Source organism: Nonlabens dokdonensis DSW-6 (assembly GCF_000332115.1).
Lineage (GTDB): Bacteria > Bacteroidota > Bacteroidia > Flavobacteriales > Flavobacteriaceae > Nonlabens > Nonlabens dokdonensis.
Genome location: NC_020156.1, coordinates 3,433,732 through 3,458,631 on the forward strand (window position 1 = coordinate 3,433,732; position 24,900 = coordinate 3,458,631).

The following is a 24,900-nucleotide window of genomic DNA, read 5'->3' on the forward strand; positions in this document are numbered from 1 at the left end:
TTTATATTTTTACCGACTTATAAAATGTAGTGAATGTCGCACTATTACTAGTCTGATCATATGTCAGAAAGAGTAGCTTTGGTATGATTTTTGCTATGTATAATACATCTGACAAAAGCTGTCAGGTCATTAATTTTTTAATCTTTATTATTTAAATGAGACAACTCAAAATCACCAAACAGGTTACAAACCGTGAATCAAAATCGCTGGATAAGTACCTACAAGACATCTCTAAAATTGACTTGATCACTGCAGAGGAAGAAGTGGAACTGGCACAGCGCATTAAGAAAGGTGATCAGAGAGCTCTTGAGAAGTTGACCACCGCAAACTTACGTTTTGTAGTTTCTGTTGCAAAGCAGTATCAAAATCAAGGGCTTAAACTTCCCGATCTCATAAATGAAGGTAACGCCGGACTCGTAAAGGCTGCAAAAAGATTTGATGAGACACGTGGTTTTAAATTCATCTCCTACGCGGTATGGTGGATACGCCAGTCCATCTTACAAGCACTAGCAGAGCAGTCACGTATCGTGCGTCTTCCATTGAACAAGATCGGTTCCATTAACAAGATTAATAAGGCTTTTTCTCATCTTGAGCAATTGCATGAGCGTCCACCATCACCAGAAGAACTTGCAAAAGAACTGGACATGACGGTAAGCGATGTAAAGCAATCCCTTAAGAATGCTGGTCGTCACGTATCCATGGATGCGCCTCTTAAAGAAGGAGAGACTTCTAACCTTTACGACGTTGTACGTAGTGGTGAGTCTCCTAATCCTGACAGAGAGCTATTGCATGAATCTCTTACACTAGAGATTACTCGTGCGTTAGAAACGCTATCTCAAAAAGAAGCAGACGTGATTTCTCTTTACTTCGGTATAGGAAATCAACAACCTATGAGTCTAGAAGAAATCGGTGAGACTTTTGATTTAACTCGTGAGCGCGTGCGCCAGATTAAAGAAAAAGGTATCAAAAGATTACGTCAAAACTCAAGAAGTAAAATCCTTAAGTCATATTTAGGATAGAAATTCCTGAAATAGTTAACTTAAGCGCTTTCTTTAATTAGAAAGCGCTTTTTTTATCACTAAATAATTATTGGGCCGAATTTTAATTTTAGGCTTTTCTACTAAACGACTTTAAGCATTCGCCCATTTCACTATCTGTCATAACATCAGTTCGATTTAAGGTTCGAATAAAATTACTGATCTTCAATTATTAACGAATTAGTCAAGTCGAGCGCAGTCGAGACTGTTTATAAATTTGCCATTATTACTCGTTTTCGACTTAAGTTTACACTGAGCGATAGTCGAAATGCTCAAACTGACCTCTCAACTCTTTATTTATTATTTAATTGATTGATATACATTGCAAACTTTTTTACAACGAACTCACGTTATTATAATAAATCAACTCATTTTATGAAGTTCTTGCTAGTAAGCCTCTTTATTTTAGCACCTATAACAGGCATACTCGCTTTTATAAAAGTAGTAGTATCTATGAATCATCGAGGAATTCAAAAACCTCCTATTTTTGAATTGATAGCCGTTTTCTTTAATTACGGTGGTTTATTATTAATAATCCTTTCAGAACTCGCTGATATATGGTCTGCACTTTCAACATTAGGCGCACTTTACATTGTATTTGTCGCGCCTATTGTAATGCTCGTTATCATCTATAGGTTGCAAAAAACTAAAAAGAATAGCAATTATCACTTGTATATATTCATCGCTTCGAGTTTGTATTTTATCATTATGCCTGCCACTTTTTATTTGCTTCTTTCTTAAAGTTGAATATAAATCAGCACAAGTATTATGCATGTTCTCTTATCATTTGCATCTTTTGAAGCGCAGTATCTGGACTAGATAAAGAACCCCAAGTTTGTTCCATTTGACGAATTTTATCTTCGGCGCCATTTTGTTTTAAGATGTTCAATACTGCATTGTAAGCCGAATCAAGCGCTCCAACAATCCAGCCATGATGCACAGAACAACATTCTCCGGCAAGCAATAAAGAACCTTCAAACTCTGGTGTCAAAAGCGTAGGATACAAATTCTTGAATTGGCCTGGCTTGAATAAAGCAAAAGCTCCACCATTAGCATGATTATCCCAAAACCAAGTTTTAGTCGTTTCCTCTGGCTTGTAACCAGCAAAGAATTGGTAAATATCTATTTCTGGATATAAGAATTGGATTCCTTTTAAACACTCATTAACACGTTCTTCATCGGTCAGAGCTCCCATGTGCTCTGCATCTTGTGCCCAGCAATAGACTTGCAATACACCACTTTCAGATTTATATCCATAAGAAGGATACACGATCTGTCTATTAGACCGGTCTGAAGTCCCTACTCCTAAACCAGAATCTTGTCTTTTCCCAAGAATCGCCCAAAACTGCTGTGTAAACGTGATAAATGCTTTAAAGGAAGGCATATAATTAGATTCTCTTATTGCTCTTGCTTTACTAAAAGACAATCCTTCAAAGAAATTGCTGTCTTTCTCTCCATTTAAATAAGCGCCATTAGGCAAAGTGCTGATTACATAAGGATATTGCTTTTCAATTGATTCACCTTTATGCTTGATTCGCATATTCATGCCGCCTTGACCATTAAATAACTTTGGATCATAAGTCACTCCAGAAACACGATGATTCATATGCACACGTTCTCTTTTATAAGAAGGCTTGCCTTTGACAGGATCGCCGGCATGAGCTGGAGGAACCGTTTCTGGTGGCTCTGCAGCTGGTGTTAGATTATCCGGTGAATAGCCTTTTTTACCATTTGTTCCAGAAATCATACCTACTAAAATTTGAGCTCTATTTCCGTCGTCTGGTAAAACTCCATCTTCCAGATTCAATACTTCTTTACAAGCATCAGGAAAATGCTGCATTCCTTTATCTAGGGTTACCATATAAATATTAGGATCTGTAGGATCGTAAGAGTTTTTACTTCCATCCCAATCATAAGTAGCCAGAATCATTTCTACAAAAGAAACCGAATACATTCCTGTTCCTACGTTCAATGTTTCTAGGTAACTCGCCACATTATAAGGTAAATGATCTGTTTTACTACCCATTGCCGGATCATAATATTCATCCAGATCTTTTAGCTCAAAAACATTAGTCAAGTAAGCCCACATGGAATAGTTATCATAATCCATGAGCATCTTAAAACCATCAGAAAATGACTGATTGATTTTCTTAATAAATGGCTCATTGACTTTATCTAAAATTTTGTTGATAGGCAAGTAAGCTGGTCCATCCTTAGGCTTTACTGCTGTCATCCATACTTCTGCAATGTCGCCACCTTGTTCTCTATCAAAATTGAGCGTGTCCAGCGTAGCATCTTGCGCCATGATAGGCTTTTCCATATTATTGTAACGCATGCGTTGCTCTGGTGAGCTGTAATAAAATTTTCTCCAGTTGAGCATTTTATCATTCATACCATTGCGTTGGAGCACCGCATTTACTGCAAGTGTCAACTGTTGCACTGGTAACATATCTTCAGAAAATTGAGGGATGCGCATTCCGCCTACTTCTCCATAAAGACCGGCTTTATTTTTATCATTGGCATCATATTTTGTGGAATACCAGGTGTCAATGCGTCCTCCTACTCGATCAGATCCTTCAAAAAGTTCAAATTCGATTCCTAAGGACTGTAAAATCAATCCAGCATACAATCCTGCAAAACCACCACCTATAATTCCTACTAAAGGTTTTTGAATCGCGTCAGTTGTTATAGCTTTAGTTACTTCAGGCGCCATTTTTAAAGAACGCTGTTGCATCAAGCTTTTTTCGTAGTCAGTACCGTAGTTTTCTATCAACCATTCTGAGAACGCTTTGCGTGCTTTCCCTGTCTTTTTACGGTCTATTTGTGACGGTTCATGTTCTGGATGAAAGGATAAATAACTCATATAATTTTTTTAAAAAAGTTGGTTTAAATTGATGGGCGATCTAACAAAGTAAGACTATTACTACCTCTTATACATGAGTATATTTCGCCATTTTATGATTGAGTATTTTTACAAGAGTTTACCTTTCAATAGGTTAAGATCTTTTGATAGTTTTCAAATTCCTCGTTTTCATAGAAATTTTGATTAGAATATCGCTTTCGCGAAAGCGGAATCACAACTACCACATTCCTCAATTCAGGCGGCATATTTTCAAACCAAATTCATATAAAGACTTGCTTACGAGCTTTCCAAACAGAATAAAGTGCATTATCCAACTTCTTTACTACTTTGATAAGATAGGTTTGCTAAATGAATTAGTGTCTTATGCTGATTTATATGTCTTACATATGTTCATAATTTTAATTTGTTTACTAAAAAGGAAACTTTTATCTTTGAATCAAATGAGTTTTTGAATGACTGAAAAATTTAAAGTTGAGTTTTTTAAAGAAGTTTTTGATTTTCTACACCATATTTATAAAAAGCTCGGGAGAAAATCCTTTTCAATATTGACAAAGCGAAAGTTATAACCGACAACACGCTTTTTGAAAAACTGAATTCAGATATATGGGAATTTAGGACGTTATACAATAAAAAGCAGTACCGTCTTTTTGCTTTCTGGGACAAAACGGACAATAAAGTAACCATTGTCATTGCAACTCACGGAATTGTTAAAAAAACGCAGAAAACACCAAAAAAAGAAATTGATAAAGCGACTGAACTAATGAATAAATATTTTGACAGTAAAAACAAGAAGCGATGAAAACATACACACTGGAACAAGCAAAAGACAAATACATTGGAAAAAAAGGCACTAATGAAAGAAATGCCTACGAAAATGAATTGCGACTTGACTTAATTGGTGAAGCAATTAAACAAGCTCGAAAAGAACGTAAATTGACTCAATCGCAGCTTGGAGAATTGATTGGCGTTAAAAAAGCTCAAATCTCAAAAATTGAAAATAATTTGACCGATGCAAGATTTGAAACAATTTTGAAAGTGTTCAAGGCATTAAACGCAAAAATAAATTTTAATGTAGAATTACTGAACCAAAAAATGGACTTGGCAACCGAATAGAAAAGCTCCATACTTCTTTACGGCAATGAGTTATTTTTACAGTCTAATATTGATTTCTATGATCCCAAAGCTTCATTTTATCTCCAATGCCAAAACTGCAGCAGCACACAAAGAACACATCCAGAAAGCCTGCAGCTCTGGAATCGAAGCCGTGCAACTGGATTTAAAACACATTGCTAAAAGCGAGCGATTACCACTAGCAGAAGAAATTCACAACATCACCTCACATTTTCAAACGCGTTTATTTATAAAAACCGATTATAAACTTGCCATACAACTAAAAGCAGATGGCGTTTTCCTAGATCAAAAAGATGCGTCTCCTACTCTAGTGCGCAAAGAACTATTAGCATGGCAAAGTCTAGGTGCTGCTGCCAGCACTTTAGAAGAATGTCAGGAATTGATAAAGAAAGAAGTCGATTACATCGCTTTAGGACCATTTAAAAGCTCACAAGCCTCTCAAAAAGCTTTAGGCATCGATGGTTTTGCTGCTATCGCAAACGCATTAGAAACTGAAACACCTTTATTAGGTTTTGGTGGGATTACTACAGAAGATGTAAATGATATTCTAAAAACTGGAGTTGCAGGAATCTTAGCCTCAAACGCCATTCTAGCCGACTTCTCTATTATCAAAGAGTTTCATAAGTTGTTAGATGCAGGAAGTAGTCTAGAGATGAAGCATAGGTTTTAGGTGCCACAATTATTTTAGCACAGGAATATTTGATTCGAATACTTCCTTTATTGAATTTAATTTAGTTTTTAGATTTGGGTTTTCATCATCTATTATTAAATTAAAAGCTATTAATTCAACTAATTTCGAATTTACTGCATTTCCAAGAGCACTGAAGCAACTACCAAGATTTTCAGGTAGTTTTATACCATTCAACGACTGAATTTTGGCTCCTTCTCTTGGAGTTATATATCTATTTTCCCATGATAAAATTGGTATCTGAGTACTAACTGTTACCAAGGAAGGGAAAAAATCCGTTTTCTTGACTCTCACACCAGAACCTCTAAACTGAATAATATATTTTGACAAATCCCTTTCACCTCCTTTAACATTCCATTCAAATTTTTGCCAACTTGAAACCCCCAATTTTTGTATTTTTTCAACAACTGGTGCTAATTCCTTTTCATATTTTTTATAAAAACTTCTATTACTTCTTATATAATGCTTTTTCCAATTAGGAAATTGAATATTATGTCCCTTTTCATCCACCTGATTCTTTTTAACATAGTTAGGTAGATTTTGAAACTTCTCCTCTCTTGTCATTCCTTTTAAAGGTATACCAAACTTACCTTTACTTCTTCCCAATGCATTTGACGAAGCTCTAAATGGTATTTCTTTTTCAAATGGATAAGTTGCTCCAAACTCCATACTCCAAATAGGAAAACTGGGAAGATTATCTTCTGGAGGAATTTTTTCAATAAATTCCTGCCACAACTTAAGAACTTCCATTTTTTCAGATTCTAATTTAGTTGCGTTGGTTGGATTCTTTTCTAAAAAGTTAAAAATAGAATCGGTAGAGTTTGAGGATTTTGGCCATTCAAAATGGTTCAAGCCAGTTCTAGAACCAATAATAAAAATTCTTTCTCTATGTTGAGGAATGCCGTAGTTGTGTGGTGACATTATCTTATCATCGATAGTGTATCCAAGTGATTTTTCGAGTTTGTTTTTAATATATTTCCACGTCGCAAAATTATCATGACTTTTAAGGTTTCTTACGTTTTCAAGTATAAAATACTCAGGCTTATGATAATCTAAGATTTCAACTATTTTATCAAAGAGGTTTCCATTCTTTTTATCATTTAAACCAAATTGATCTCCGGCCTTTGAAAAAGGTTGACATGGAAATCCGGCACACAGAATATTAAATTTAGGAATTTCAGAAATTTTAATTTTAGTTATATCTCTATTCACCTCGATACTAAAATTTTCAGCATAAAGATTAGCTAAATTTTCTTTTTTCTCACTTGCGAAAACGCATTCGTGACCTAATTTTTCCAATGCTACATGAAATCCTCCCAAACCAGCAAATAAATCTATAAACTTCATTAACTTGCTATTAAGGTTAATCTTTCATTGCACCATTCAATAACATCACTACGAAGAGACGCGTCTAGTATTTCATCTTTATTGATTAAATATCTAAAAATGCGTAATCTGTCGAAGACAATCCCTCCTTCTTTACCAGTCTCGAAAAACAGTTCATCATCTACTACATGCACAAAACCAAATGCCCTTGTTGGACTGCATGCAAAACGTATATAATCTCTCCATACTTCTGGCTGTAATTCAGTAGTTTTTCCTCTCCAGTCATTTCCAGCTGCACATTGCATCAGTATCATAAGCTTATTCTTCCTGCTATCAATTTTTTTCCAACCTACTACATCTAATTTTCTATCTTTATATCTTTTAGGCAATTCTTGTATGTAATCTTCCTCAATATCTTTGCAAATTTCTTTTACACTTACCTTTTGCGGAAAACCTACTACTTTGGCTTGACCTCCAATGTACTCTTCTAAAACCTCTTTACAGATTCGTTCAAAAATAACAGCTGTATTTTGAGTTTCCCAGCCATTCCCCTCTAGGCTTAAAATTAGCATTAAAACATATTCTGGACAATCTTTCCAATTAAAATTGGATGTTACTGAAACACCATCAATTTCCATCGGTGTTACATCGTTGTACCTACGATTCCGGATTTTTAGTTCTCGCCACATGGAGTCAATGTAATCTTCTGTGTCTCTAAAGTAATTATTGTTATTCAAAAAGTGATCTACCTCTGATTTAGTAATTTCTCCATTAATTGCAACACATAATTCTATCCAGTCACAAATTGCCTTTAATGAAGTGAAATTTTTTAATTCAATCTTCATTTCTAAGACTATTTTTTATGGATTTAATTCTTTTTCTGATTTTACTAAAATATACTCTTCCCTCATCTGTAATACCATTGTCAACAATCAAAAGAAAAGCTTTATCCAGATACTTTATTGCATTTGCAAAATATTTATTAAGTAAAAGGTCATCGCCATCACTTCTATCATATGCTCCTTCTAAATCATTATACTCTTCTAGATATTTAGTAGCTTCTTCAAAGTTTAATACAGGACTTAGTTTATTTGTAATGTCCCTAGATTCTGTGATTACTGATAATTTATCACCATCACCATAGATCCATCGAAAAACTCTTTTTAATTTTTTTAAATTTTCTTTGGTAATAATTTTATTTGGATCAATATCGTTCCATTTTTCAGGCAAACCAATATATCTTTTGATAGACCCTTGTCCTGTAGCTAGCATAAGAAAAGAAAAATTTTCTTTAGAATCTTGACTATCATAACTATACTCATCTTCCATAATTTCTATAAGTCTATATGATGTATAAGTTTTTCTTGCTGAATTCGAAGTATCCCCAATTCGTTTTTGAACTTCATCAATCGAAATACCATGTTGCTCTATCATTTGAGCAATATATCTAGCCTTTTCATAAGCGCCCCATTTTCTAACTGGGTTAATATGGCGTACGCCTAAATATGTAAGTACACTATCCTTATTTGGATAAATTATTACTGGCAAAATTTCTAAATCTTCTCTGATTGCTTGGCTAGATGAAGTGTAATTTTGAAAACCACCTGAAAGAAGGAGTTTTACAGTGCTTAACCTTCTATTTCCCTCTACTACGGTAAAAGTAGTTGTATCATTTGTTATAAAATTTAAATAATCTTGATTATGTTTCAATTCATTTTCAGCAATCGCTTCAAATTTCTTAGGTAATTTATTTGGTATTGCTACTAAAGGTTCTTCATCTAAATATCCATTAACAGACATTGACTGGGCAAGTTCCTCTAAATAATAAGCTTTTTTTATATACTTTATTAAATCTGCCTCTGATTTACCTTGAATCTTAGATGGTAACCTAGGATTATTTGTATCTAAAAAAAGGTTTTTATAAGATACATTTAACTGAGGTCTTTTACGACCAATTCCTGGAAAATCACTCATTATAGTTGGTATTTCTTTTTATTTTAAAATCAAATATATAATTTATTATATCTCGTCTAAGATATTTTTCAATAATTATGCATTAGTTTATCTCTTACTTTAAATGTTCTAATCTCTCAATATTGAAAGATTTATGAACTGCAACTGGAATCATTTCTGCTCCAGTAAGATAGGCGGCAATTGTTCTATGTCGACCATCAATAATCCTGATCTTTTCTTCGTTATTTGCTAATGAGATAATAGGTGGATCAATGAATAAACCAATTTTCCATCTTTCAATTATTTCTACATATCTAAAATCATTTATATCATCCGTTATTAGTTTGTTTGGGTTTAGTTCAATAAAATTCGTTGATGAGATTAATTTGGGTAAGTTAAGTTGTATTATTACATAATCGCTATCTGGAAAAAATTTAGGGTCAGTACATTTAAGATGATTTTTTCCAAAAGCCCACTTGGGGCTAATTCTAGACAAATCATCCTTAGTCAACTCTTTGATCCTATTATATCTATCCTGATCATCTTGTTCATATTCATTTAAATCAATTTTCATGCATTCATATTCTATAATTTGTAAGTTATGAAATAGTTTATAATTTTATTAAAAAAGATTAATCTTGTCAACTACAATGATCAGTTATTTTTGAATATTTAATAAAATCGACAATTACGCAGCCTTAAATTAAACTTAAATAGAATATCATTTGTTCGTTTGACCTGTGATCTAATTATTAAATAACGATAGTAAAAACAGAAACCTACTCGAACCCCAAAACCTCCATTGTGAATATCTCTACTAAAAAACTTTAAAACCACCACCACTTTCCCTTTACATTTACCGTCCTAAAAAATAAAACGATGAGCGCAACCTGGTATGAGTGTAAAGTAAAATATAGAAAATTTGATGAGGCAAGCGGTACTCATAAAATCAAAACAGAACCTTTCTTAGTAGATGCGATTTCTTATACAGAGGCCGAAAGTAGAATCACGCAAGAAATGGCAGCCTACTTGCCAGACGATGAGGAAATTAAAATAACCAATATCAAAGTAGCCAACTTTGCTGAGATCCATCCTTTTGAGAATACAGATCGATGGTTCAAATCTCGTGTGTCTTTGATTGCCTTTGACGAAGAAAGCGGCAAAGAACGTAAGACCAATATGTACTTGCTCGTTCAGGCAAACGATGTTAAAGAAGCCTTTGATAACACGGTAAGCACCATGAAGGACACGATGGGAGAATACACCATTCCTGCCATTGCAGAGTCTCCTATTGTGGATGTATTCCCATATTTTACTGGCGAAGAAGAAGATATGGAACGTTTAAAATCTTTTGTAGCGATCAAGGATTCTGTTCCTACTCGCAACGATATGGATGATCAACTGGAGCAAGAAGACGTTCTAGCGCACGCTATGGAAGAAGAATAGCGGGAACAGGTCTATAAATACAAAACTCTTGTTAACTCTTGTTGTGATTACGTTAATTGGACGCTTTTTTCTACTGTGTTGTTTATCTTTAAGAAAAACACAAAGAAAATGAAGAAAGATAACAGCACAAACGACAAAGATTTAAAGTACAATCCTGAAATTACAAAGGAAGATAAAGACTTGCTGAGACAAGATAATGCGCATTTACACAGCGATGCCAGCTCTGACGAGTTGCTGAGAAACCGAAAAGACAAAGTTGATTTTGCTGGTAAAGACCTTGATATTCCTGGAAGAAATGAAGCCAAAAAAGGAAATGGTCCTAACGGCCTAAATGACGAGGAGAATAAAATCCACAGTCAAGGCGGCGAGCGCAACAACAACCTAGAACGCAACGACGCGTCTAGATAGACCAATTCTTACGAATTTAAAACTGTCTAAAAAGTAGAATATCAAGCTAATTGGTTTGTGTTTTTTAGACAGTTTGCTTTTAGGGTATTTTTGGCTCGGTATTCTTCTGATATGATAAATTAAATAGGTGTGATGGATGATAATTCCGCTTTCGCGAAAGCGAGATAACATAAACACTTAGAAAGAAACACGATCTGAAAATAACTTATCTATCAACAGAACCTTATTTTTGTATTTCATCTTACGATATCTAAATGAATCTAGTTTTTCTATGAAAATCGAACATATATTATATGATTATTTGATTGAAACAGGCGTTTCGGAAGCTACTGCTGGTTACCTCAATGCCGCTGCCCTACTCATTGGTTTATTGATCCTAGCACTATTGCTGGACGTCGTGATTAAAAGAATTATTATAGGTGTTTTTGCTCGGTTTGCTGGTAAAACGAGAACCAACTTTGATGATTTACTGATTCAGAATAATGTGCCGCGTAATGTGGCGCATATTGTGCCTTTACTACTGGTTTTGGAATTTATACCGCAAGTCTTGGTAGATTTTCCTTATGTAGAAAATTTGATAGAAAAAGGACTGCAGGTTTTTGGTATTATTCTAACATTGTGGATTGTACGAAGTATTCTAGGTACGTTTAAGGATTACTTTAAAACCTTACCACGATTTAATGACAAGCCTATAGATAGCTACATTCAGGTATTTATGATTTTTGCATGGATCATAGGGACATTATCGGCTTTTGCGATCATTACAGGAATCGAGTTCATCAAATTTGTTACGACTATAGGAACGGCATCTGCTATTATCATTCTTGTTTTTAGAGATACGATTCTAGGTTTTGTCGCAAGTATTCAAGTTTCGGTAAACGATATGGTGCGTATAGGTGATTGGGTCACCTTTGAAAAATATGGCGCCGATGGTGATGTGATCGAGATCAATTTATCTACGGTAAAGGTTCAAAATTTTGATTTGACTATCACTACCATTCCTACTTATGCATTGATTTCTGACTCGTTTAAAAACTGGCGAGGCATGCAAAATTCTGGTGGTCGACGCATCAAACGTGCCTTAAGTATTAAATTAGATAGCATATCTTATTTAACTTCAAATGAAGTAGATAAGTTAAAAGAAATAGAACTTATCAGTAGCTATTTAGAATCCCGTCAAGCAGATATTAATTCCTTTAACGAGAACAACGAAATCAACAAAGCAGCACTCATCAATGGTAGAAATTTAACTAACATAGGTGTCTTTAGAAAATACATGCAAACTTATATAGAGAATCATTCTGGTGTGAATAAAGACATGATGATTATGGTACGACAACTACCGCCAGGGGCTCATGGAATTCCTATCGAGATGTATGCCTTCAGTAGTGATAAACGATGGAAAAACTACGAGTACATCATGGCCGATATTTTTGATCACCTGATTGCCGCAGTTCCATATTTTAATCTAGAACTTTATGAATTGCCTAGTAATTCTAGTTTTAAAGGACTCATTTCTGAGCCAACTTCTAAATAACTTTTACTCGTCCTTAGAGGTTTTCTTCACGTATTCCGTAAGAATGACAATGTTAATACCATTTACACGACCTTCCACTTGACCAGCATTATCATAAACTAAAGTAATGTTGCGTACTGGCGTACCACGTTTTGCGGTAAAACCAGCACCTTTTACGTCGAGATCTTTAATTAAAACGATACTATCACCTCTTTGTAAAATATTACCGTTTACATCTTTGTGAATGATTTTTGGACCGCGCTGGATACCGTCTTCAGCCCATTGTTTGGTATCCTCTTCCATATACATCATATCGATGAGATCTACCGGCCAGCCGTGAGGTCTTAATTGGTCTAACATACGATATACCACAACTTGAACCGCAGGAACTGGACTCCACATAGAATCATTGAGCGCTCGCCAGTGATTAGGATCTACTAGGCTTTCATCTTCTAGCTGCGTTCTACAAGTCTCACAAGCTAGAATAGATGTGTCTTTTACGTTTTTAGGAGAATCGGGCACTTCATAAACGTCTAGGTGAACTTTTTGCTCTAGACTATCTGTTGCGCCGCATAATTCGCAAGCGTTTCCTGATCGTTCTTCCAATTGTTTAAGCAGTTCTGACATGTGTTAAATTTTTAAGATTGCAATATTACATTTTCTCTTAACAGTTTTACAAGTGATCCAGCTATTTGTTCCTTTGAATTCTTACGTTTAAACAATTTGATTTTATGTTTTTACTAATCGGAATGAAATTCTTGCAACAATTCCGGTCTTTAAATTCACTCACGTTCAAAGTGAGATTCATTTATTATAACTAAATTTCTCTTTTTACAAACACTATGAAAAGAACTCTATTCATTATCCTCCTAATTTGTATCAGTTGCAAAGAGAAAAAAGAAGATACACCTAAAGATCCAGTGAACGTTGAAATCATCTCCACTGAAGATTATGAATTACACAAAGTAAAAAAATCGACAAAATTATTGATCGTTTTTCCTGGTGGCGGAACTACATCTCAGGAAACTAAAGCCGATTTTAAAATATTAGACAAAGCGACAAGTCAAGGTATGTCTGTTTTGTTAATGAACTTTGGTAGATTATATCTAGATGAATCCACCACAACAGCACTATCTTCTTTGCTAGAAAAAGCTGTTGAAGATCATCAATTACCGACAGATCATATTATCATGGGCGGCATGTCCATAGGTGGTTCTACTTCTCTAATGCTTGCTAATCATCTTCATAAAACCGAATCCAAAGTTGCACCAGACAAGACATTTATAATAGATTCTCCCATTGATTTGTATGCCTTGTACGAAAGTTCTAAAAAAGATGTACTAAGAACAGATTTTAGTGAACGCCGACTAGCCGAACCTAAATTTCTAGTAGACCTATTTGAAAACAATTTTAAAGGTACAACTACCGTACTGGATAATATTCAAGAAGTATCTCCTGTAACTTTGAAAACCGACAATTTTGAGAACATCAAATATTTAAAAAACGAAAGTCTGCTTTTTTACACGGAGCCAGATACCTTGTGGCTTAAAGAAACAAGACAAGTTGATTTTGAAAGCAGCAATGCCTACACCATTCAAAAAACTGCAGCTTTATTGAACAAAAGTGGCTGGGAAAATGTAGAACTCATACAAACTAAAAACAAAGGTTTCCGTAGCGATGGAACTAGAAATCCGCATAGTTGGTCTATCGTGGATGTGGATGAATTCTTAGAATGGGTGGAGAAGAAATGATTGCTAGTATCATTGCGGGAGTCTTAATTATTACAGCAATTGTATTGGCTTACATAGGTAAGTCATCTCGTAAACTTACAGAAGTTCATAAAAGCTTTGATTTATTAGAAAGGCAAGAGGAATTTGAAAAAGAATTACTGGAGATACTATTTGAGCATCCTATTTATAGAACAGTTATTGTAGAATTTAATTCTTATTACGTTCAGTATTTAGTTACAGAAATCAAGCAAGGAAGAGAATTCTATTGTGAAATCATGAGTGAAACCTATCTAAGAGAATTAAATTTCTCCATAGATAATATTGATCTTCCCTATTCAGAAACTCTTGGTTTTAGTAAAAATCAGGATTTTGTAGAAACCGTTAATTTCAATAAAATATATCATCCGAAAAAAGAAGGAAATCAAGAAGAAATATTAAGTGATTTATATTTTATTATGGAGAACGTTTATAAAGTCTCCAAATCTACTCTTGTGCTACTAAAATATTTCTAAATCCTTTACAACAAAACACTTCCATCTATTTTACTCATCACCGCTTGTGCTGCGGCTTTTCCGTTGAGCATGGCGGCATTAAGCGATCCATTACTTAAGTGATCACCAGCTAGAAAAACATGCTCAGTAAGCTGGGTTTCTGTAGGATGCATGCAATTGTTGAGTGAATTTAATTGTGGTAAAGCTTTGTTGATGTGAAACATTTTAATCAAGCTGCTTGCTTTGATATCTGTTTCTTCTCTTAATTCTTTAATTACTCGCTCGGTTAATTGCTCGTTGTTCAATGTGTGCTTTTTTACCACTGAAACACTAATGATGTTTTTATGATCATCAAAAACGTCTTGAAGAAAATGGAAGTTATTGATCAAAGAATCTTCGTTTGTGACAAGTCCAATGATAGCCTCGTCAAAACCTGTATGATCGGTATCTAAATAAAGAACCGTTACTTGATGCCAGTTTTGCTCTTGATTTGCCAGATTAGGAACTAATTTTCCTGCAGGCGTAGCGATTATGGTAAAGTCGGCCGTTGCTTTTTCTCCGTTTTCAAAGGTGATTTCATTACCAACTATAGAAGACACGTTCTTGCCCAAAATCAGCGATTCCTTAGGTAATTGAGCAGCTAATTGCTCTGGAATGGCTTTAATTCCTTGCGCTGGAATCGTCGCGTTTCCTTCGGTAAACATTTTAAATACAAATTCAAACATTCTGCTACTGGTAGCAAGTTCTGTTTCAAGAAAGATTCCCGCATAAAATGGTTTGAAAAAACTATTGATCATTTTAGCCGAAAAACCATAGTCTTGAAGGTAAGCTAAGGTTGTTACCTCAGGAGATGAAAATATCTCTTGAACCGATTTTTGTTTCAGCTTTCGCGAAAGCGAGAACACCAGCCATTTATCTTTTATACTTCCTACTCCAGCAACAATGGTGCTCCATAAAAAACTTGAATTTCTAGAAGCATCGCCTAAACGGTATTTTTTACCATCTTTGAAGACGATAGAACCAGGAACAAATTTTCTCAATTTGAGCGCTTCTACATCTAGAAACTCTTGAACTGCAGGATAAGCGTCCAGCATGACTTGAAAGCCGTGATCAAGAATTTGAGATCTAGAAACATCACTATGCACGCGACCACCTACAAAGGAGTTGGCTTCATAAATAGTGGTTTGATAACCTGCTTTTTGCAATGTGATAGCCGCTGTAAGACCGCTTACTCCAGCTCCTATGATAGCTATAGATGGTTGGTTTTCTTTCATGCCGTAAAAATACATGAGAGTTTTCTATTATAAAGTTTTTAATTAATGCTTAACATAAAGATTTACGCTACAATTTATCTTTACATTAAAACCATAAAATGCTTTTACCATCCCAACCAGAAGATGTTGATCTGTCTCAAACGATTACAGAAACTACTGTTTCTTACTACGAACAATTTATTGCGTTCATACCTAGACTAGGTTTAGGGCTTGCGATCATAATTTTAGGAATTCTTATTGCGACACTTTTAGGGAATATTACTCGTAAAAGTGTGCGTTTTAGAACCAAAGATCCGCTAATGAGTCGCTTTTTAGGCAAGGCGATACGTGTCATGTTTATCATTATTTTTATCATGATTGCATTGCGAGCGGCTGGTTTAGGCGATATAAGTGCTGGAATTCTTGCTACTGCAGGTGCAAGTGCGGTAGTTCTAGGTTTTGCTTTTAAAGACATCGGTCAGAACTTTATTGCCGGAATAATTTTAAGTTTTAATCGTCCTTTTAATGTAAATGATACAGTAGAAATAGGCGATAACTTTGGCCGAATTAAAGAATTAGGGTTCCGTCATACAAAATTGAAGACCTTTGATGGTAAAGATGTTTACATTCCTAATTCTGACGTGATCACCACACCAGTTACTAATTATACTGAAGACGGTTTCTTTAGATGGGATTTTATTGTAGGTGTTGATTATGATGATGATATCAACGGCGCCAAAGCCACCATCATGGAAGCTCTTAATGCAGATCCAAAAGTCGTTACTGATGAGGAACATGTTAATTATGTGATTGAAGATGAATTGGCCACCAGTACGGTCAATTTAAAAGTCTTCTTTTGGGTAGATACCTTTGACTTTGGCCGTATTGCAAACACTACTCGAGGTCGCGTAATAGGAAATGTTATGAGAGCACTTATGAAAGAAGGTTACTATTTACCAGCAGATATTCAGGAAATCAAGCTCTATGGAAGAGATTCTGAATTACCTTTGTCACTTCAAGATAAAAGAGATACTAAAAATGCTTAAATTCTTTAAATACCTAGCTATAGTAGAAGGATATTCCTTCTTATTCATTTTATTTTTGACCATGCCTTTAAAATATTTAGGCGGTATTTTATTACCTAATAAAATTATGGGAATGGCTCACGGATTTCTATTTCTAGCCTATGTGGTAGTTGCTATAGTCGTAGGTCAAATGCTGAAATGGAAATTTAAAGACCAATTAATCGTCCTTGCGATGTCTGTTGTTCCTTTTGGAACCTTCTGGATGGAAGAAAAATACCTTGAAAAAGAGATAGAAAAAGCAGCTTAAATAGCATGAAACATATTTCTAGTCCTCATAATGCGATCGTACGTCATGTAGAACAATTACAACGTAAAAGTAAAACACGTAAAAAAGAAGGGCTTTTTATTATCGAAGGACATCGCGAGATTCAACTAGCTGTACGCGGTGGTTTTGAGATTGAAAAATTGTTAGTTTGCGGTTCCATTTTGCTAGAAAATGAAGATTATACGCCTCAAGATGTGTATCAGAAATTAGATATTGATACCACACCAGAAGTCATTTCTGTGACCAGTGAAGTGTACGAAAAGATTGCTTATCGAAGTGGTACGGAAGGTTGTATCGCTTTCGCGAAAGCGAAATCATTATCACTATCAGATTTACAATTAACAGAACAACCATTAATCCTCATAGCAGAGTCCGTTGAGAAACCTGGTAATCTGGGCGCTTTACTAAGAACTGCCGATGCTGCAAAAGTCGATGCCGTAATCATTGCAAATCCTACTGGAGATTTATATAATCCTAATGTTGTAAGATCGAGTTTAGGCTGTGTATTCACTGTTCCTACAGCAATGGGAACTACTAAAGAGGTAACTGATTTCTTGAAAAAATCCTCGATAGATTTATATGCGGCTACTTTGCAAAGTAGCGAGCGATATGATGCAATCGATTATAAAAAAGGTAGCGCCATCGCCGTAGGAACAGAAGCAACTGGACTTTCTGAAGAGTTGAGAGCCGCTGCTACTGCTAACATTATTATACCTATGTCTGGTGAAATTGATTCCATGAACGTGTCAGTTAGTGCCGCAATTTTGATCTTTGAAGCAAAAAGACAACGAGATTTTAAATAAACTATTTTATAGCTGAATGACTTATACAACCATTTTTTACACCATCATAGGAATTTTAATATTTGATTTTCTTCTTGAGCGCATTCTAGGTTTTTTAAATTATACTTGGTATTCAAAACCAGTTCCTAAAGAACTAGAAGATGTTTATGATGACGCTGAGTATCAAAAATCTCAAGATTATAAAAAGACCAACTTTAAATTTGGACTTATTTCTAGTACGTTTTCGTTTATAGGAATCTTGGTGTTCTTGTTTTTAGATGGATTTGCATTTGTTGATGAGCTTGCAAGAAGTTATGTAGATCATGAAATATGGGTAGCTTTAGTCTTTTTTGGAATTATCATGCTCGCAAGTGAGATCATTTCACTTCCTTTTTCCATATATGGAATTTTTGTGATTGAAGAACAATTTGGGTTTAATAAAACAACCGTAAAAACATTTATTCTAGATAAAATTAAAGGCTATTTACTGACAGCCGTTTTAGGTGGTGGACTTATTGCTCTTATTATTTTTTGTTACAATTGGGCTGGAGACAATTTCTGGTGGTATGTGTGGATCTTGATATTTGCCATCTCTTTGTTCATGAATATGTTTTATGCTAAGTTATTTGTTCCGCTTTTCAATAAGCAAGCGCCGCTAGAAGATGGAACATTAAAGGATAAGATAAGCGCCTACACTCAAACAGTAGGTTTTCAACTAGATAAGATATTTGTGATTGACGGCAGTAAAAGATCTACTAAAGCAAATGCATACTTCAGCGGTTTTGGAAGTGAGAAACGCGTGACTTTGTACGATACTTTAATTGACCAATTAAGTGAAGAAGAAATTGTTGCCGTGCTTGCTCATGAGGTAGGACATTATAAAAGAAAGCACATTATTTACAACTTGATCGCTGGAACTTTAACCACTGGATTTACCTTATGGCTATTTTCTATTTTTGTAGACAATACAGTGCTTGCCGAAGCCTTGGGAGTTGGTATACCATCGTTTCATATAGGACTAGTCGCCTTCGGACTGCTCTACTCTCCTATCTCAACGGTTACTGGGATTTTAATGAGCTTGCTTTCTAGGAGATTTGAATATCAAGCAGATTATTATGCTAAATCTACCTATAAAAAAGAACCACTCATTAGTGGTTTAAAAACGCTTAATAAAACTAGTCTAAGTAATTTAACACCACATCCTGCCTATGTATGGTTTCATTACTCGCATCCTAGTTTGCAACAACGTATTGCCGCTATGAATAGCGATAACATTTATTAGTTATGAGTATCAAAACAAAAATACTTTTTGCCTTAGTAGCATCGTTAACTTTAGGATTAGCACCATTTAGACCAGAACCACATATCTGGGGAAAAATAAAATGGATCGCCGGTGGTGCTGAAGGGATGCAATTACTAGATTATTGGGATACTTTTTTACATGGTGCTCCATGGATAGCTTTAATGTTTTTTACCATACAATTCATAGCTAAATCAATAAAAACTGATGAAAAGTAGCACTTAATTGCAACATATAATTAACGTAGGTTAGACTGAAAAGGAAGTAACTTAGTTGCATGAAAATTTTTGATCTCCTACTCTACTTTACCATCGCTTCATTCCTGTTTTTTGGGACGACTTGTTTATTTTCTAAACACTTGAGATTAGAGTTTACTAGATTTGGGCTTAACACCTTACAACGCCTATTAACTGGTGTTTTACAGCTTATAGGCGCTATGGGATTAATTGCAGGGATATTTTACACTAAGATAGGAATAGCTGCCTCAGCTGGACTAGCTCTTCTCATGCTGGCAGGTTTTATAGTTCGCCTTAAAATAAAGGATGGTATATATAAATCATCGCCTGCTTTTATCTATTTATTTCTAAGTTGTCTAATTTGCTATAAGTTTATCAAATTACTTTAAACTTAAATATAAATCACAAGTAATGATAATACTAGAAAGATAGCTGCTGGCAAGGACTTTTTCAAAGGATCATTAATTTTAATATGCATGATAATGGCTCCAGTCATTAAAGCTGCAATTCCTAAAGCTGCATAAAGTTCCAATTCATAAAAGTAAATTGATAGAATCAATAGAACAGCAAATAAACATTTTAGGGCACCTACTACAACCATCATGTTTTTGGACAGTCCATAAGCTTTGAATTCTTCTTCCATGCTACTGGCATTGCCACCTCTCCACTGAGAATCTTTATTGCGATTTATGAGCCAAACATTTAAAATACTTGCTCCGACTGCGATTTTTATAACTACTTCAATAATTTCTGATAATTCCATTATTTCTTTTTTTAAATATATAATTACCTTGAATGGTTTTGTCTAAATTTATGTAAAAAAGCATTTATTTAACAATGAGCCATATGATTATTCCGCTTTCGCGAAAGCATCTATAAAATATAGAATCAGTTACAAATAATTATAAGAATCCTAAAATATCATTTCCTTGAGCCAGAGATTATAATTCTGGTAAATAATAGTTATAAATCACCATAAATACTTTTTATTTGTACTCGTAAAACTAATTAATGATTGCTCCTCCTACACCTGATAATGAGACTAAAAGACAAGCTGCTGTTGAAAAATACAAATTGCTTGACACCATGCCAGAGGAAAATTATGATAATATCACATCTATAATTTCAAGCATTTGTAATGCTCCTATCTCACTTATCACTTTAATAGATAAGGATAGAAATTTCTTAAAATCTAGACATGGGATCGATATGTCAGAATCACCAAGGGAGTTGTCCTTTTGTGGTCATGCGATTGCCGGTGAAGAAGAAATAATGATAGTTAAGGACGCTCGTAAAGATGTAAGATTTAAAGGAAATCCATTGGTGACCGATTTTAAAGCAATATTCTATGCAGGTGTTCCCTTAGTGGATAGTAATGGTTATAAATTAGGTACTCTCTGTGTTTACGATCATGAACCTAGAGAATTAGATCAACACCAGATCAAGTCATTAAAAGCCATGGCAAAACAAGTCATGTCCCTTTTTGAAGAACGATACAAAACTTTTGAGCTAGAAAAGCTTCAAATTAAGTTGCAGGATCGTAACAATGAATTAAAGGATTTTGCCGGGATCGTATCACACGATTTAAAAGCACCGCTTTCTAACATTATTATGATCACTCAATTACTTAATGATGGTGATGAAAAATTATCTAAACAAGCCAAAGAATACCTAGGCTATTTAAAAGAAAGCTCTACAAGTATGAGCCGTTACATTGACGGTATGTTAATGTTTTATAGAAGTGATGAACTCGTTACAGATGAATATGATAGCGTAAGCTATGTAGATTTAATTGAGGACGTTATTTCTATGACTGTTTTAGATGATAGCACAAAGATTCACTACATTCCTGAAAACGATACTACGTTATTAACTAATGAGATAGCGTTAAAACAAATATTAATTAACCTTGTTACAAATGCTGTAAAATACGGTGATAAAGAACAAACAATTATAGATATCACACTTAAGGATCACCTGCATGAGTACGAAATTATCATAAAAGATAATGGTCGTGGGATTCCTACTGATAAAATAGACTCTGTATTTAAACTATTTTTTGTCGCTGCTGAAGAAGATAGACATGGAAAACAAGGTACAGGAATAGGTCTAGCAACAGTTTCAAGACTTTTAGAACATATGGATGGAACTATAAGTGTAAGCTCTGAAGTTGGTAAATGGACAGAATTTATAATTCACCTTCCTAAAAGAGAAATTTAATTGTAGAAAGCAAACAGAACTACTTGCCTTTTACTTTAGTACCATCTTTACGATACATGACATCCATATTTTTACCTTTCTGTTTAAATTCAATATCATAAAATTCACCTAATGTAGCACTCATTACATGTTCTGCCTCGGTGATTTTTCGGTCAGGAAATTCTTTCTTGATTGCCTTTTGAATGGCTTTTGGAATTTCTTTATCTTTTATAGAATTCTCGGTCTCTCTCCAAGTACCATCTTCATAAAAGTCTGCGCGGTACTTTTCTCCGTCTTTTTTAAAATGCGCTTCCCAGTAACCATGAGCATCTTGCTCAAAATCTGGATCGTGCTCATCAGGGTATTTTATAGCAAAAGCTTCTAAAACAGCTTTGGGAGCTTTACTATCATCATTTTTTTGACAACTCGCCGTTAAAGAAAGAAATAAGCATAGTATTATAAAAGAAATATTGCGCATCATAAATTTTTAAGCAAATTACTTTTTTTAAAGGAAAAGTTATTTAATACTATACTAATCTTTGTAATCCTAATGTTAAAGCAACCTACCAGCTAATAGGTTTATAGTCCTTCAAAAACTTACCACACCAGTGTTTACCAGTATTAATTCCATCAAATAGTGGATCCATCACACGAGCAGCACCATCTACAATATCAAGTGGCGGCTGGAAATCATGAACGTCTTGTTTACGTTTAGAAAGTTCTATAGGATCTTCATCGGTTACCCAACCGGTATCAACTGCATTCATGTAAATACCATATTTAGCAAGAGTTCCTGCTGAGGTATGTGTTAGCATATTCAAGGCTGCTTTTGCCATATTAGTATGTGGATGACGGTCCTCTTTATGAAAAGTATGAAACTTCCCTTCCATCGCACTTACATTGATGATGTGTTTTTGACCTGTATTTTCTTTCTTCATTATTTCAGAAAGTCTATTGCACAACACAAAAGGAGCTACAGAGTTAACAAGTTGCACCTCAATCATTTCGGTCGTTTCTATCTCTCCTAGTTTTAAACGCCAGCTATTTGTTTTTCTAAGGTCAACTTGTTGTAAATCGGCATCAAGTTCACCCTCTGGAAATACTTCTTGTGCGACTAGAGCTTTATCAAAACTATATGGAATTTGAGAAAGTTTTGCACTAGCGCGCAATCCAATGCCTGGCTCTGGACCATGCCAGGTAACTGGCATATTTTTATTAGGTGATGAACTAGGTGCTAAAAGTTGTAACTCTTTTAGGCAATTGTAATGATCTGTGAGTGTTTCTTGGGCAAATTCTGGTAATTCTTCAAAGGAAAGCTCTTCATTAGGCATTAGATGAGCATAAAAACCAGAAGGCCTGCGTACTGTTTGTGCAGCATTATTGATTAAAATATCTAGTCGATCATATTTTTGCTCGATATAATTACAAAAAATCTCTACACTTGGTATGTGACGCAAGTCTAATCCATGAATGTGCAAATTGTGTCCCCATTCTTTAAAATCATCTTCTTGAGAAAAGCGCAACGCACTATCATGTGGAAAACGAGTAGTTGCAATTACTGTCGCGCCACCACGTAATAGCATTAAGGTAATGTGATATCCTATTTTCAAACGAGATCCTGTAATTACGGCCACCTGACCTTTAACATCGGCGTTTTGAAATCGCTTTGCATAATTAAAATCACCACAATCCATACACATTTGATCATAAAAATGATGCAATTTGGTAAACATGGATTTACACACGTAGCAGTTCCTAGGAGTTGAAAGTTCGCCAGTTTCCTTTTGAGAAAGGTCTGCCGCAGCCAGTAATTTAGGAGCTTTAAAAACCACATCTTCACGAGCGCTTCTGATACCAGTTTCTTTGCGAGCATGTTTATCGCGTTCTATTTCTTTTCTTCTAGCTGCTTTTTTGGCGTCCTTTTTAGAACGCTTGTAATCTGCTTTTGAAGGTCGGGAAAGTTGTCCAGCTGCTTTTATTAAAGCAATGCGCTGCTTCTCTGGAAGATCAAAAATTTGCTTGGGATCTTCTATGAACTTTTGAAGTGTTGCGATACACGTATCAACTTCAGTCATTGAAGAGTCGTTTGCAACAGCGTCATTTTGATCTTTCATAGCTTCCAATTAAGGATGCAAATTTAATGCTAATACTATGATATTAAGAAATAATAAGTTCTAGAGTTATAGAGATAATTATAGTTACGCTTTCGCGAAAGCGAGAATAAAACAATTCTTATCAAACTCAGATTACCTTGGTTTTAGAGCAGGCTTCATATCATTTTTATCTCTTTTCCTGCTATTAATGAAGTATACACCTGTAAGCATCACTGCGGCAGCAATAATGGATTGAGTCGTGACTTCTTCATCCAGAAAATACCATCCTAAAAGTAAAGCGATCACTGGATTCACATAAGATGATGTGGCGACCTTTTCTGTAGAAATATTCTTAAGCAAGAAGTTGAAAGCTGTAAAAGCAGCAATTCCACCGAAAATAATCAAACAAATCATAGCGATATAAGTTGATGAGCTCCAATTCAATGGCGATTTCCATTCTTCACCAAAAAGCGAACTTCCTAAAGCGAGTAACAAACTGGCAGTAAGCATTTGATAACCTGTTGAGACGAAGAAATTCTTAGGAACGTCGGCTTTTGCAACATATAAGCTGCCCGTACTCCAACTTAAAATACAGGTAAGTATCATTATGATTCCCAAAACCATATTTTCTTGAGTGGTAATTTCCTTCTGACTTACGAGAATATACATTCCAGTCAACCCTAAAACTACTCCTACAACAGACTTCCATTGCAAAGCTTTACGCTGCACCAGCCTCATGAGTAATAAAATAAATAAAGGTTGTAAAGCGGCAAGCAACGCTGCAAAGCCCGTATCAACATATTTTAATGCCCATACCATTACCCCATTTCCATAAGCTAAAAACAAAAAACCTACGATTATCGAGTTAAAGAGTTGTTTTCTAGTTACTCGCAAACTGTAGCCTAATAATCTAGCCATTATAAAAATTATGGTCCCAGCAGATGCAAAACGCACACTTGGCATCATTAATGGTGGTAATTCTTGAACAGCCATTTTATTCCACAAAAAGGTAGAACCCCAAAAAACGTAGGTAGCAAAAAATGCCAAAATGATTAAAATTGTCTTTCTATTCATGGGTGCAAAGCTAGTCCAATAAAG

At 34.9% G+C, this 24,900-nt stretch carries 28 protein-coding genes; 17 read left to right on the plus strand and 11 right to left on the minus strand.

Annotation, left to right across the window (positions count from 1 at the left end):
• Positions 1-155: 155 nt before the first annotated feature.
• Both DDD_RS15090 and DDD_RS15095 read left to right on the plus strand, forming a co-directional pair.
• Entirely contained in the window at positions 156-1,019 is an 864-nt protein-coding gene (locus DDD_RS15090; RefSeq protein WP_015363810.1) for a sigma-70 family RNA polymerase sigma factor, read from the plus strand.
• A 393-nt stretch (positions 1,020-1,412) separates the two neighbouring features.
• Positions 1,413-1,778: a hypothetical protein gene (locus tag DDD_RS15095; RefSeq protein WP_041567209.1), complete on the plus strand. Its 366-nt coding sequence runs from the start codon at positions 1,413-1,415 to the stop codon at positions 1,776-1,778.
• Positions 1,779-1,803: 25 nt separating this feature from the next.
• Here DDD_RS15095 and DDD_RS15100 read toward each other — a convergent pair whose 3' ends face one another.
• On the minus strand, positions 1,804-3,900 hold the full coding sequence (locus DDD_RS15100) for a flavin monoamine oxidase family protein (protein ID WP_015363812.1): 2,097 nt from the start codon (positions 3,898-3,900) through the stop codon (positions 1,804-1,806).
• 562 nt (positions 3,901-4,462) lie between these two features.
• Between DDD_RS15100 and DDD_RS17765 the strand changes: the two genes are divergently transcribed.
• From DDD_RS17765 to DDD_RS15110, 3 genes are read left to right on the plus strand one after another with little or no spacing between them, the layout of a single operon-like run.
• A complete protein-coding gene (locus tag DDD_RS17765) occupies positions 4,463-4,699 on the plus strand; it encodes a type II toxin-antitoxin system RelE/ParE family toxin (protein ID WP_407635539.1) in 237 nt (78 codons plus the stop codon).
• The gene (locus DDD_RS15105; RefSeq protein WP_015363815.1) at positions 4,696-5,013 is read left to right on the plus strand and encodes a helix-turn-helix domain-containing protein; all 318 of its coding nucleotides are present in this window, start codon (positions 4,696-4,698) and stop codon (positions 5,011-5,013) included. The genes DDD_RS17765 and DDD_RS15105 overlap by 4 nt, the downstream gene beginning before the upstream one ends.
• Before the next feature lie 58 nt (positions 5,014-5,071).
• Positions 5,072-5,701 (plus strand): thiamine phosphate synthase, encoded by a 630-nt coding sequence (locus tag DDD_RS15110; protein WP_015363816.1) that lies wholly within the window; start codon positions 5,072-5,074, stop codon positions 5,699-5,701.
• Between the two features lie 9 nt (positions 5,702-5,710).
• On the opposite strand, the gene DDD_RS15115 is transcribed toward DDD_RS15110, so the two are convergent.
• From DDD_RS15115 to DDD_RS15130, 4 genes are all read right to left on the minus strand, one after another.
• The gene (locus DDD_RS15115) at positions 5,711-7,066 is read right to left on the minus strand and encodes a DNA cytosine methyltransferase (RefSeq protein WP_015363817.1); all 1,356 of its coding nucleotides are present in this window, start codon (positions 7,064-7,066) and stop codon (positions 5,711-5,713) included.
• Positions 7,066-7,890 carry a hypothetical protein gene (locus tag DDD_RS15120; protein WP_015363818.1) on the minus strand — a complete coding sequence of 275 codons (825 nt, stop codon included), beginning with the start codon at positions 7,888-7,890 and terminating at the stop codon, positions 7,066-7,068. The genes DDD_RS15115 and DDD_RS15120 overlap by 1 nt, the downstream gene beginning before the upstream one ends.
• Entirely contained in the window at positions 7,880-9,019 is a 1,140-nt protein-coding gene (locus DDD_RS15125; protein WP_015363819.1) for a hypothetical protein, read from the minus strand. The genes DDD_RS15120 and DDD_RS15125 overlap by 11 nt, the downstream gene beginning before the upstream one ends.
• A gap of 94 nt (positions 9,020-9,113) precedes the next feature.
• A complete protein-coding gene (locus DDD_RS15130) occupies positions 9,114-9,572 on the minus strand; it encodes a ParB N-terminal domain-containing protein (protein ID WP_015363820.1) in 459 nt (152 codons plus the stop codon).
• A 305-nt stretch (positions 9,573-9,877) separates the two neighbouring features.
• Between DDD_RS15130 and DDD_RS15135 the strand changes: the two genes are divergently transcribed.
• The 3 genes from DDD_RS15135 (at position 9,878) to DDD_RS15145 (ending at position 12,389) form a co-directional block, all read left to right on the plus strand.
• Positions 9,878-10,444 carry a DUF4494 domain-containing protein gene (locus DDD_RS15135; protein WP_015363821.1) on the plus strand — a complete coding sequence of 189 codons (567 nt, stop codon included), beginning with the start codon at positions 9,878-9,880 and terminating at the stop codon, positions 10,442-10,444.
• 108 nt (positions 10,445-10,552) lie between these two features.
• Complete coding sequence (locus tag DDD_RS15140) at positions 10,553-10,852, plus strand: hypothetical protein (RefSeq protein WP_015363822.1); 300 nt, start codon at positions 10,553-10,555, stop codon at positions 10,850-10,852.
• Between the two features lie 271 nt (positions 10,853-11,123).
• Positions 11,124-12,389, plus strand: coding sequence for a mechanosensitive ion channel family protein (locus DDD_RS15145; RefSeq protein WP_015363823.1), 1,266 nt, complete (start codon positions 11,124-11,126; stop codon positions 12,387-12,389).
• Between the two features lie 3 nt (positions 12,390-12,392).
• Here DDD_RS15145 and DDD_RS15150 read toward each other — a convergent pair whose 3' ends face one another.
• On the minus strand, positions 12,393-12,995 hold the full coding sequence (locus DDD_RS15150; RefSeq protein ID WP_015363824.1) for a PhnA domain-containing protein: 603 nt from the start codon (positions 12,993-12,995) through the stop codon (positions 12,393-12,395).
• A 215-nt stretch (positions 12,996-13,210) separates the two neighbouring features.
• On the opposite strand from DDD_RS15150, the gene DDD_RS15155 reads away from it, so the two are divergent.
• Positions 13,211-14,119, plus strand: a complete 909-nt coding sequence (locus tag DDD_RS15155; RefSeq protein WP_015363825.1) for an alpha/beta hydrolase — start codon at positions 13,211-13,213, stop codon at positions 14,117-14,119.
• The gene (locus tag DDD_RS15160) at positions 14,101-14,610 is read left to right on the plus strand and encodes a hypothetical protein (protein ID WP_015363826.1); all 510 of its coding nucleotides are present in this window, start codon (positions 14,101-14,103) and stop codon (positions 14,608-14,610) included. The genes DDD_RS15155 and DDD_RS15160 overlap by 19 nt, the downstream gene beginning before the upstream one ends.
• Positions 14,611-14,615: 5 nt before the next feature.
• Here DDD_RS15160 and DDD_RS15165 read toward each other — a convergent pair whose 3' ends face one another.
• The gene (locus DDD_RS15165; protein WP_041567498.1) at positions 14,616-15,863 is read right to left on the minus strand and encodes an NAD(P)/FAD-dependent oxidoreductase; all 1,248 of its coding nucleotides are present in this window, start codon (positions 15,861-15,863) and stop codon (positions 14,616-14,618) included.
• 98 nt (positions 15,864-15,961) lie between these two features.
• On the opposite strand from DDD_RS15165, the gene DDD_RS15170 reads away from it, so the two are divergent.
• From DDD_RS15170 to DDD_RS15195, 6 genes are read left to right on the plus strand one after another with little or no spacing between them, the layout of a single operon-like run.
• A complete protein-coding gene (locus tag DDD_RS15170) occupies positions 15,962-16,888 on the plus strand; it encodes a mechanosensitive ion channel family protein (protein WP_015363828.1) in 927 nt (308 codons plus the stop codon).
• The gene (locus tag DDD_RS15175) at positions 16,881-17,174 is read left to right on the plus strand and encodes a DUF3817 domain-containing protein (RefSeq protein WP_015363829.1); all 294 of its coding nucleotides are present in this window, start codon (positions 16,881-16,883) and stop codon (positions 17,172-17,174) included. The genes DDD_RS15170 and DDD_RS15175 overlap by 8 nt, the downstream gene beginning before the upstream one ends.
• A gap of 5 nt (positions 17,175-17,179) precedes the next feature.
• Positions 17,180-17,995 carry a TrmH family RNA methyltransferase gene (locus DDD_RS15180; RefSeq protein ID WP_015363830.1) on the plus strand — a complete coding sequence of 272 codons (816 nt, stop codon included), beginning with the start codon at positions 17,180-17,182 and terminating at the stop codon, positions 17,993-17,995.
• Between the two features lie 16 nt (positions 17,996-18,011).
• Positions 18,012-19,256 (plus strand): M48 family metallopeptidase, encoded by a 1,245-nt coding sequence (locus DDD_RS15185; protein ID WP_015363831.1) that lies wholly within the window; start codon positions 18,012-18,014, stop codon positions 19,254-19,256.
• Between the two features lie 2 nt (positions 19,257-19,258).
• On the plus strand, positions 19,259-19,492 hold the full coding sequence (locus DDD_RS15190; RefSeq protein ID WP_015363832.1) for a hypothetical protein: 234 nt from the start codon (positions 19,259-19,261) through the stop codon (positions 19,490-19,492).
• A 59-nt stretch (positions 19,493-19,551) separates the two neighbouring features.
• Complete coding sequence (locus DDD_RS15195; RefSeq protein WP_015363833.1) at positions 19,552-19,899, plus strand: DoxX family protein; 348 nt, start codon at positions 19,552-19,554, stop codon at positions 19,897-19,899.
• Positions 19,900-19,901: 2 nt separating this feature from the next.
• On the opposite strand, the gene DDD_RS15200 is transcribed toward DDD_RS15195, so the two are convergent.
• Complete coding sequence (locus DDD_RS15200) at positions 19,902-20,273, minus strand: DoxX family protein (protein ID WP_015363834.1); 372 nt, start codon at positions 20,271-20,273, stop codon at positions 19,902-19,904.
• 248 nt (positions 20,274-20,521) lie between these two features.
• Between DDD_RS15200 and DDD_RS15205 the strand changes: the two genes are divergently transcribed.
• The gene (locus DDD_RS15205) at positions 20,522-21,730 is read left to right on the plus strand and encodes a GAF domain-containing sensor histidine kinase (protein ID WP_015363835.1); all 1,209 of its coding nucleotides are present in this window, start codon (positions 20,522-20,524) and stop codon (positions 21,728-21,730) included.
• A 19-nt stretch (positions 21,731-21,749) separates the two neighbouring features.
• Here the strand turns inward: DDD_RS15205 and DDD_RS15210 are convergent, their stop codons facing one another.
• The 3 genes from DDD_RS15210 to DDD_RS15220 all read right to left on the minus strand — a co-directional run bounded on the left by DDD_RS15210 (position 21,750) and on the right by DDD_RS15220 (position 24,876).
• Positions 21,750-22,187 carry a PepSY-like domain-containing protein gene (locus DDD_RS15210; protein WP_015363836.1) on the minus strand — a complete coding sequence of 146 codons (438 nt, stop codon included), beginning with the start codon at positions 22,185-22,187 and terminating at the stop codon, positions 21,750-21,752.
• A gap of 85 nt (positions 22,188-22,272) precedes the next feature.
• A complete protein-coding gene (locus DDD_RS15215; protein WP_041567210.1) occupies positions 22,273-23,823 on the minus strand; it encodes an SDR family NAD(P)-dependent oxidoreductase in 1,551 nt (516 codons plus the stop codon).
• 132 nt (positions 23,824-23,955) lie between these two features.
• The gene (locus tag DDD_RS15220) at positions 23,956-24,876 is read right to left on the minus strand and encodes an EamA family transporter (protein WP_015363838.1); all 921 of its coding nucleotides are present in this window, start codon (positions 24,874-24,876) and stop codon (positions 23,956-23,958) included.
• Positions 24,877-24,900: the final 24 nt, after the last annotated feature.

Excerpts from the sequence above, each read along its gene's own strand:
- DDD_RS15200 (WP_015363834.1), bottom strand. The coding sequence starts at position 20,273 with ATGGAATTATCAGAAATTATTGAAGTAGTTATAAAAATCGCAGTCGGA.
- DDD_RS15185 (WP_015363831.1), top strand. The coding sequence starts at position 18,012 with ATGACTTATACAACCATTTTTTACACCATCATAGGAATTTTAATATTT.
- DDD_RS15195 (WP_015363833.1), top strand. The coding sequence starts at position 19,552 with ATGAAAATTTTTGATCTCCTACTCTACTTTACCATCGCTTCATTCCTG.
- DDD_RS15180 (WP_015363830.1), top strand. The coding sequence starts at position 17,180 with ATGAAACATATTTCTAGTCCTCATAATGCGATCGTACGTCATGTAGAA.
- DDD_RS15160 (WP_015363826.1), top strand. The coding sequence starts at position 14,101 with ATGGGTGGAGAAGAAATGATTGCTAGTATCATTGCGGGAGTCTTAATT.
- DDD_RS15130 (WP_015363820.1), bottom strand. The coding sequence starts at position 9,572 with ATGAAAATTGATTTAAATGAATATGAACAAGATGATCAGGATAGATAT.
- DDD_RS15120 (WP_015363818.1), bottom strand. The coding sequence starts at position 7,890 with ATGAAGATTGAATTAAAAAATTTCACTTCATTAAAGGCAATTTGTGAC.
- DDD_RS15100 (WP_015363812.1), bottom strand. The coding sequence starts at position 3,900 with ATGAGTTATTTATCCTTTCATCCAGAACATGAACCGTCACAAATAGAC.
- DDD_RS15165 (WP_041567498.1), bottom strand. The coding sequence starts at position 15,863 with ATGAAAGAAAACCAACCATCTATAGCTATCATAGGAGCTGGAGTAAGC.
- DDD_RS15105 (WP_015363815.1), top strand. The coding sequence starts at position 4,696 with ATGAAAACATACACACTGGAACAAGCAAAAGACAAATACATTGGAAAA.
- DDD_RS15190 (WP_015363832.1), top strand. The coding sequence starts at position 19,259 with ATGAGTATCAAAACAAAAATACTTTTTGCCTTAGTAGCATCGTTAACT.
- DDD_RS15210 (WP_015363836.1), bottom strand. The coding sequence starts at position 22,187 with ATGCGCAATATTTCTTTTATAATACTATGCTTATTTCTTTCTTTAACG.
- DDD_RS15145 (WP_015363823.1), top strand. The coding sequence starts at position 11,124 with ATGAAAATCGAACATATATTATATGATTATTTGATTGAAACAGGCGTT.
- DDD_RS15205 (WP_015363835.1), top strand. The coding sequence starts at position 20,522 with ATGATTGCTCCTCCTACACCTGATAATGAGACTAAAAGACAAGCTGCT.
- DDD_RS15175 (WP_015363829.1), top strand. The coding sequence starts at position 16,881 with ATGCTTAAATTCTTTAAATACCTAGCTATAGTAGAAGGATATTCCTTC.
- DDD_RS15115 (WP_015363817.1), bottom strand. The coding sequence starts at position 7,066 with ATGAAGTTTATAGATTTATTTGCTGGTTTGGGAGGATTTCATGTAGCA.
- DDD_RS15125 (WP_015363819.1), bottom strand. The coding sequence starts at position 9,019 with ATGAGTGATTTTCCAGGAATTGGTCGTAAAAGACCTCAGTTAAATGTA.
- DDD_RS15090 (WP_015363810.1), top strand. The coding sequence starts at position 156 with ATGAGACAACTCAAAATCACCAAACAGGTTACAAACCGTGAATCAAAA.
- DDD_RS15220 (WP_015363838.1), bottom strand. The coding sequence starts at position 24,876 with ATGAATAGAAAGACAATTTTAATCATTTTGGCATTTTTTGCTACCTAC.
- DDD_RS15150 (WP_015363824.1), bottom strand. The coding sequence starts at position 12,995 with ATGTCAGAACTGCTTAAACAATTGGAAGAACGATCAGGAAACGCTTGC.
- DDD_RS15215 (WP_041567210.1), bottom strand. The coding sequence starts at position 23,823 with ATGAAAGATCAAAATGACGCTGTTGCAAACGACTCTTCAATGACTGAA.
- DDD_RS15170 (WP_015363828.1), top strand. The coding sequence starts at position 15,962 with ATGCTTTTACCATCCCAACCAGAAGATGTTGATCTGTCTCAAACGATT.
- DDD_RS15155 (WP_015363825.1), top strand. The coding sequence starts at position 13,211 with ATGAAAAGAACTCTATTCATTATCCTCCTAATTTGTATCAGTTGCAAA.
- DDD_RS15110 (WP_015363816.1), top strand. The coding sequence starts at position 5,072 with ATGATCCCAAAGCTTCATTTTATCTCCAATGCCAAAACTGCAGCAGCA.
- DDD_RS15095 (WP_041567209.1), top strand. The coding sequence starts at position 1,413 with ATGAAGTTCTTGCTAGTAAGCCTCTTTATTTTAGCACCTATAACAGGC.
- DDD_RS15135 (WP_015363821.1), top strand. The coding sequence starts at position 9,878 with ATGAGCGCAACCTGGTATGAGTGTAAAGTAAAATATAGAAAATTTGAT.
- DDD_RS15140 (WP_015363822.1), top strand. The coding sequence starts at position 10,553 with ATGAAGAAAGATAACAGCACAAACGACAAAGATTTAAAGTACAATCCT.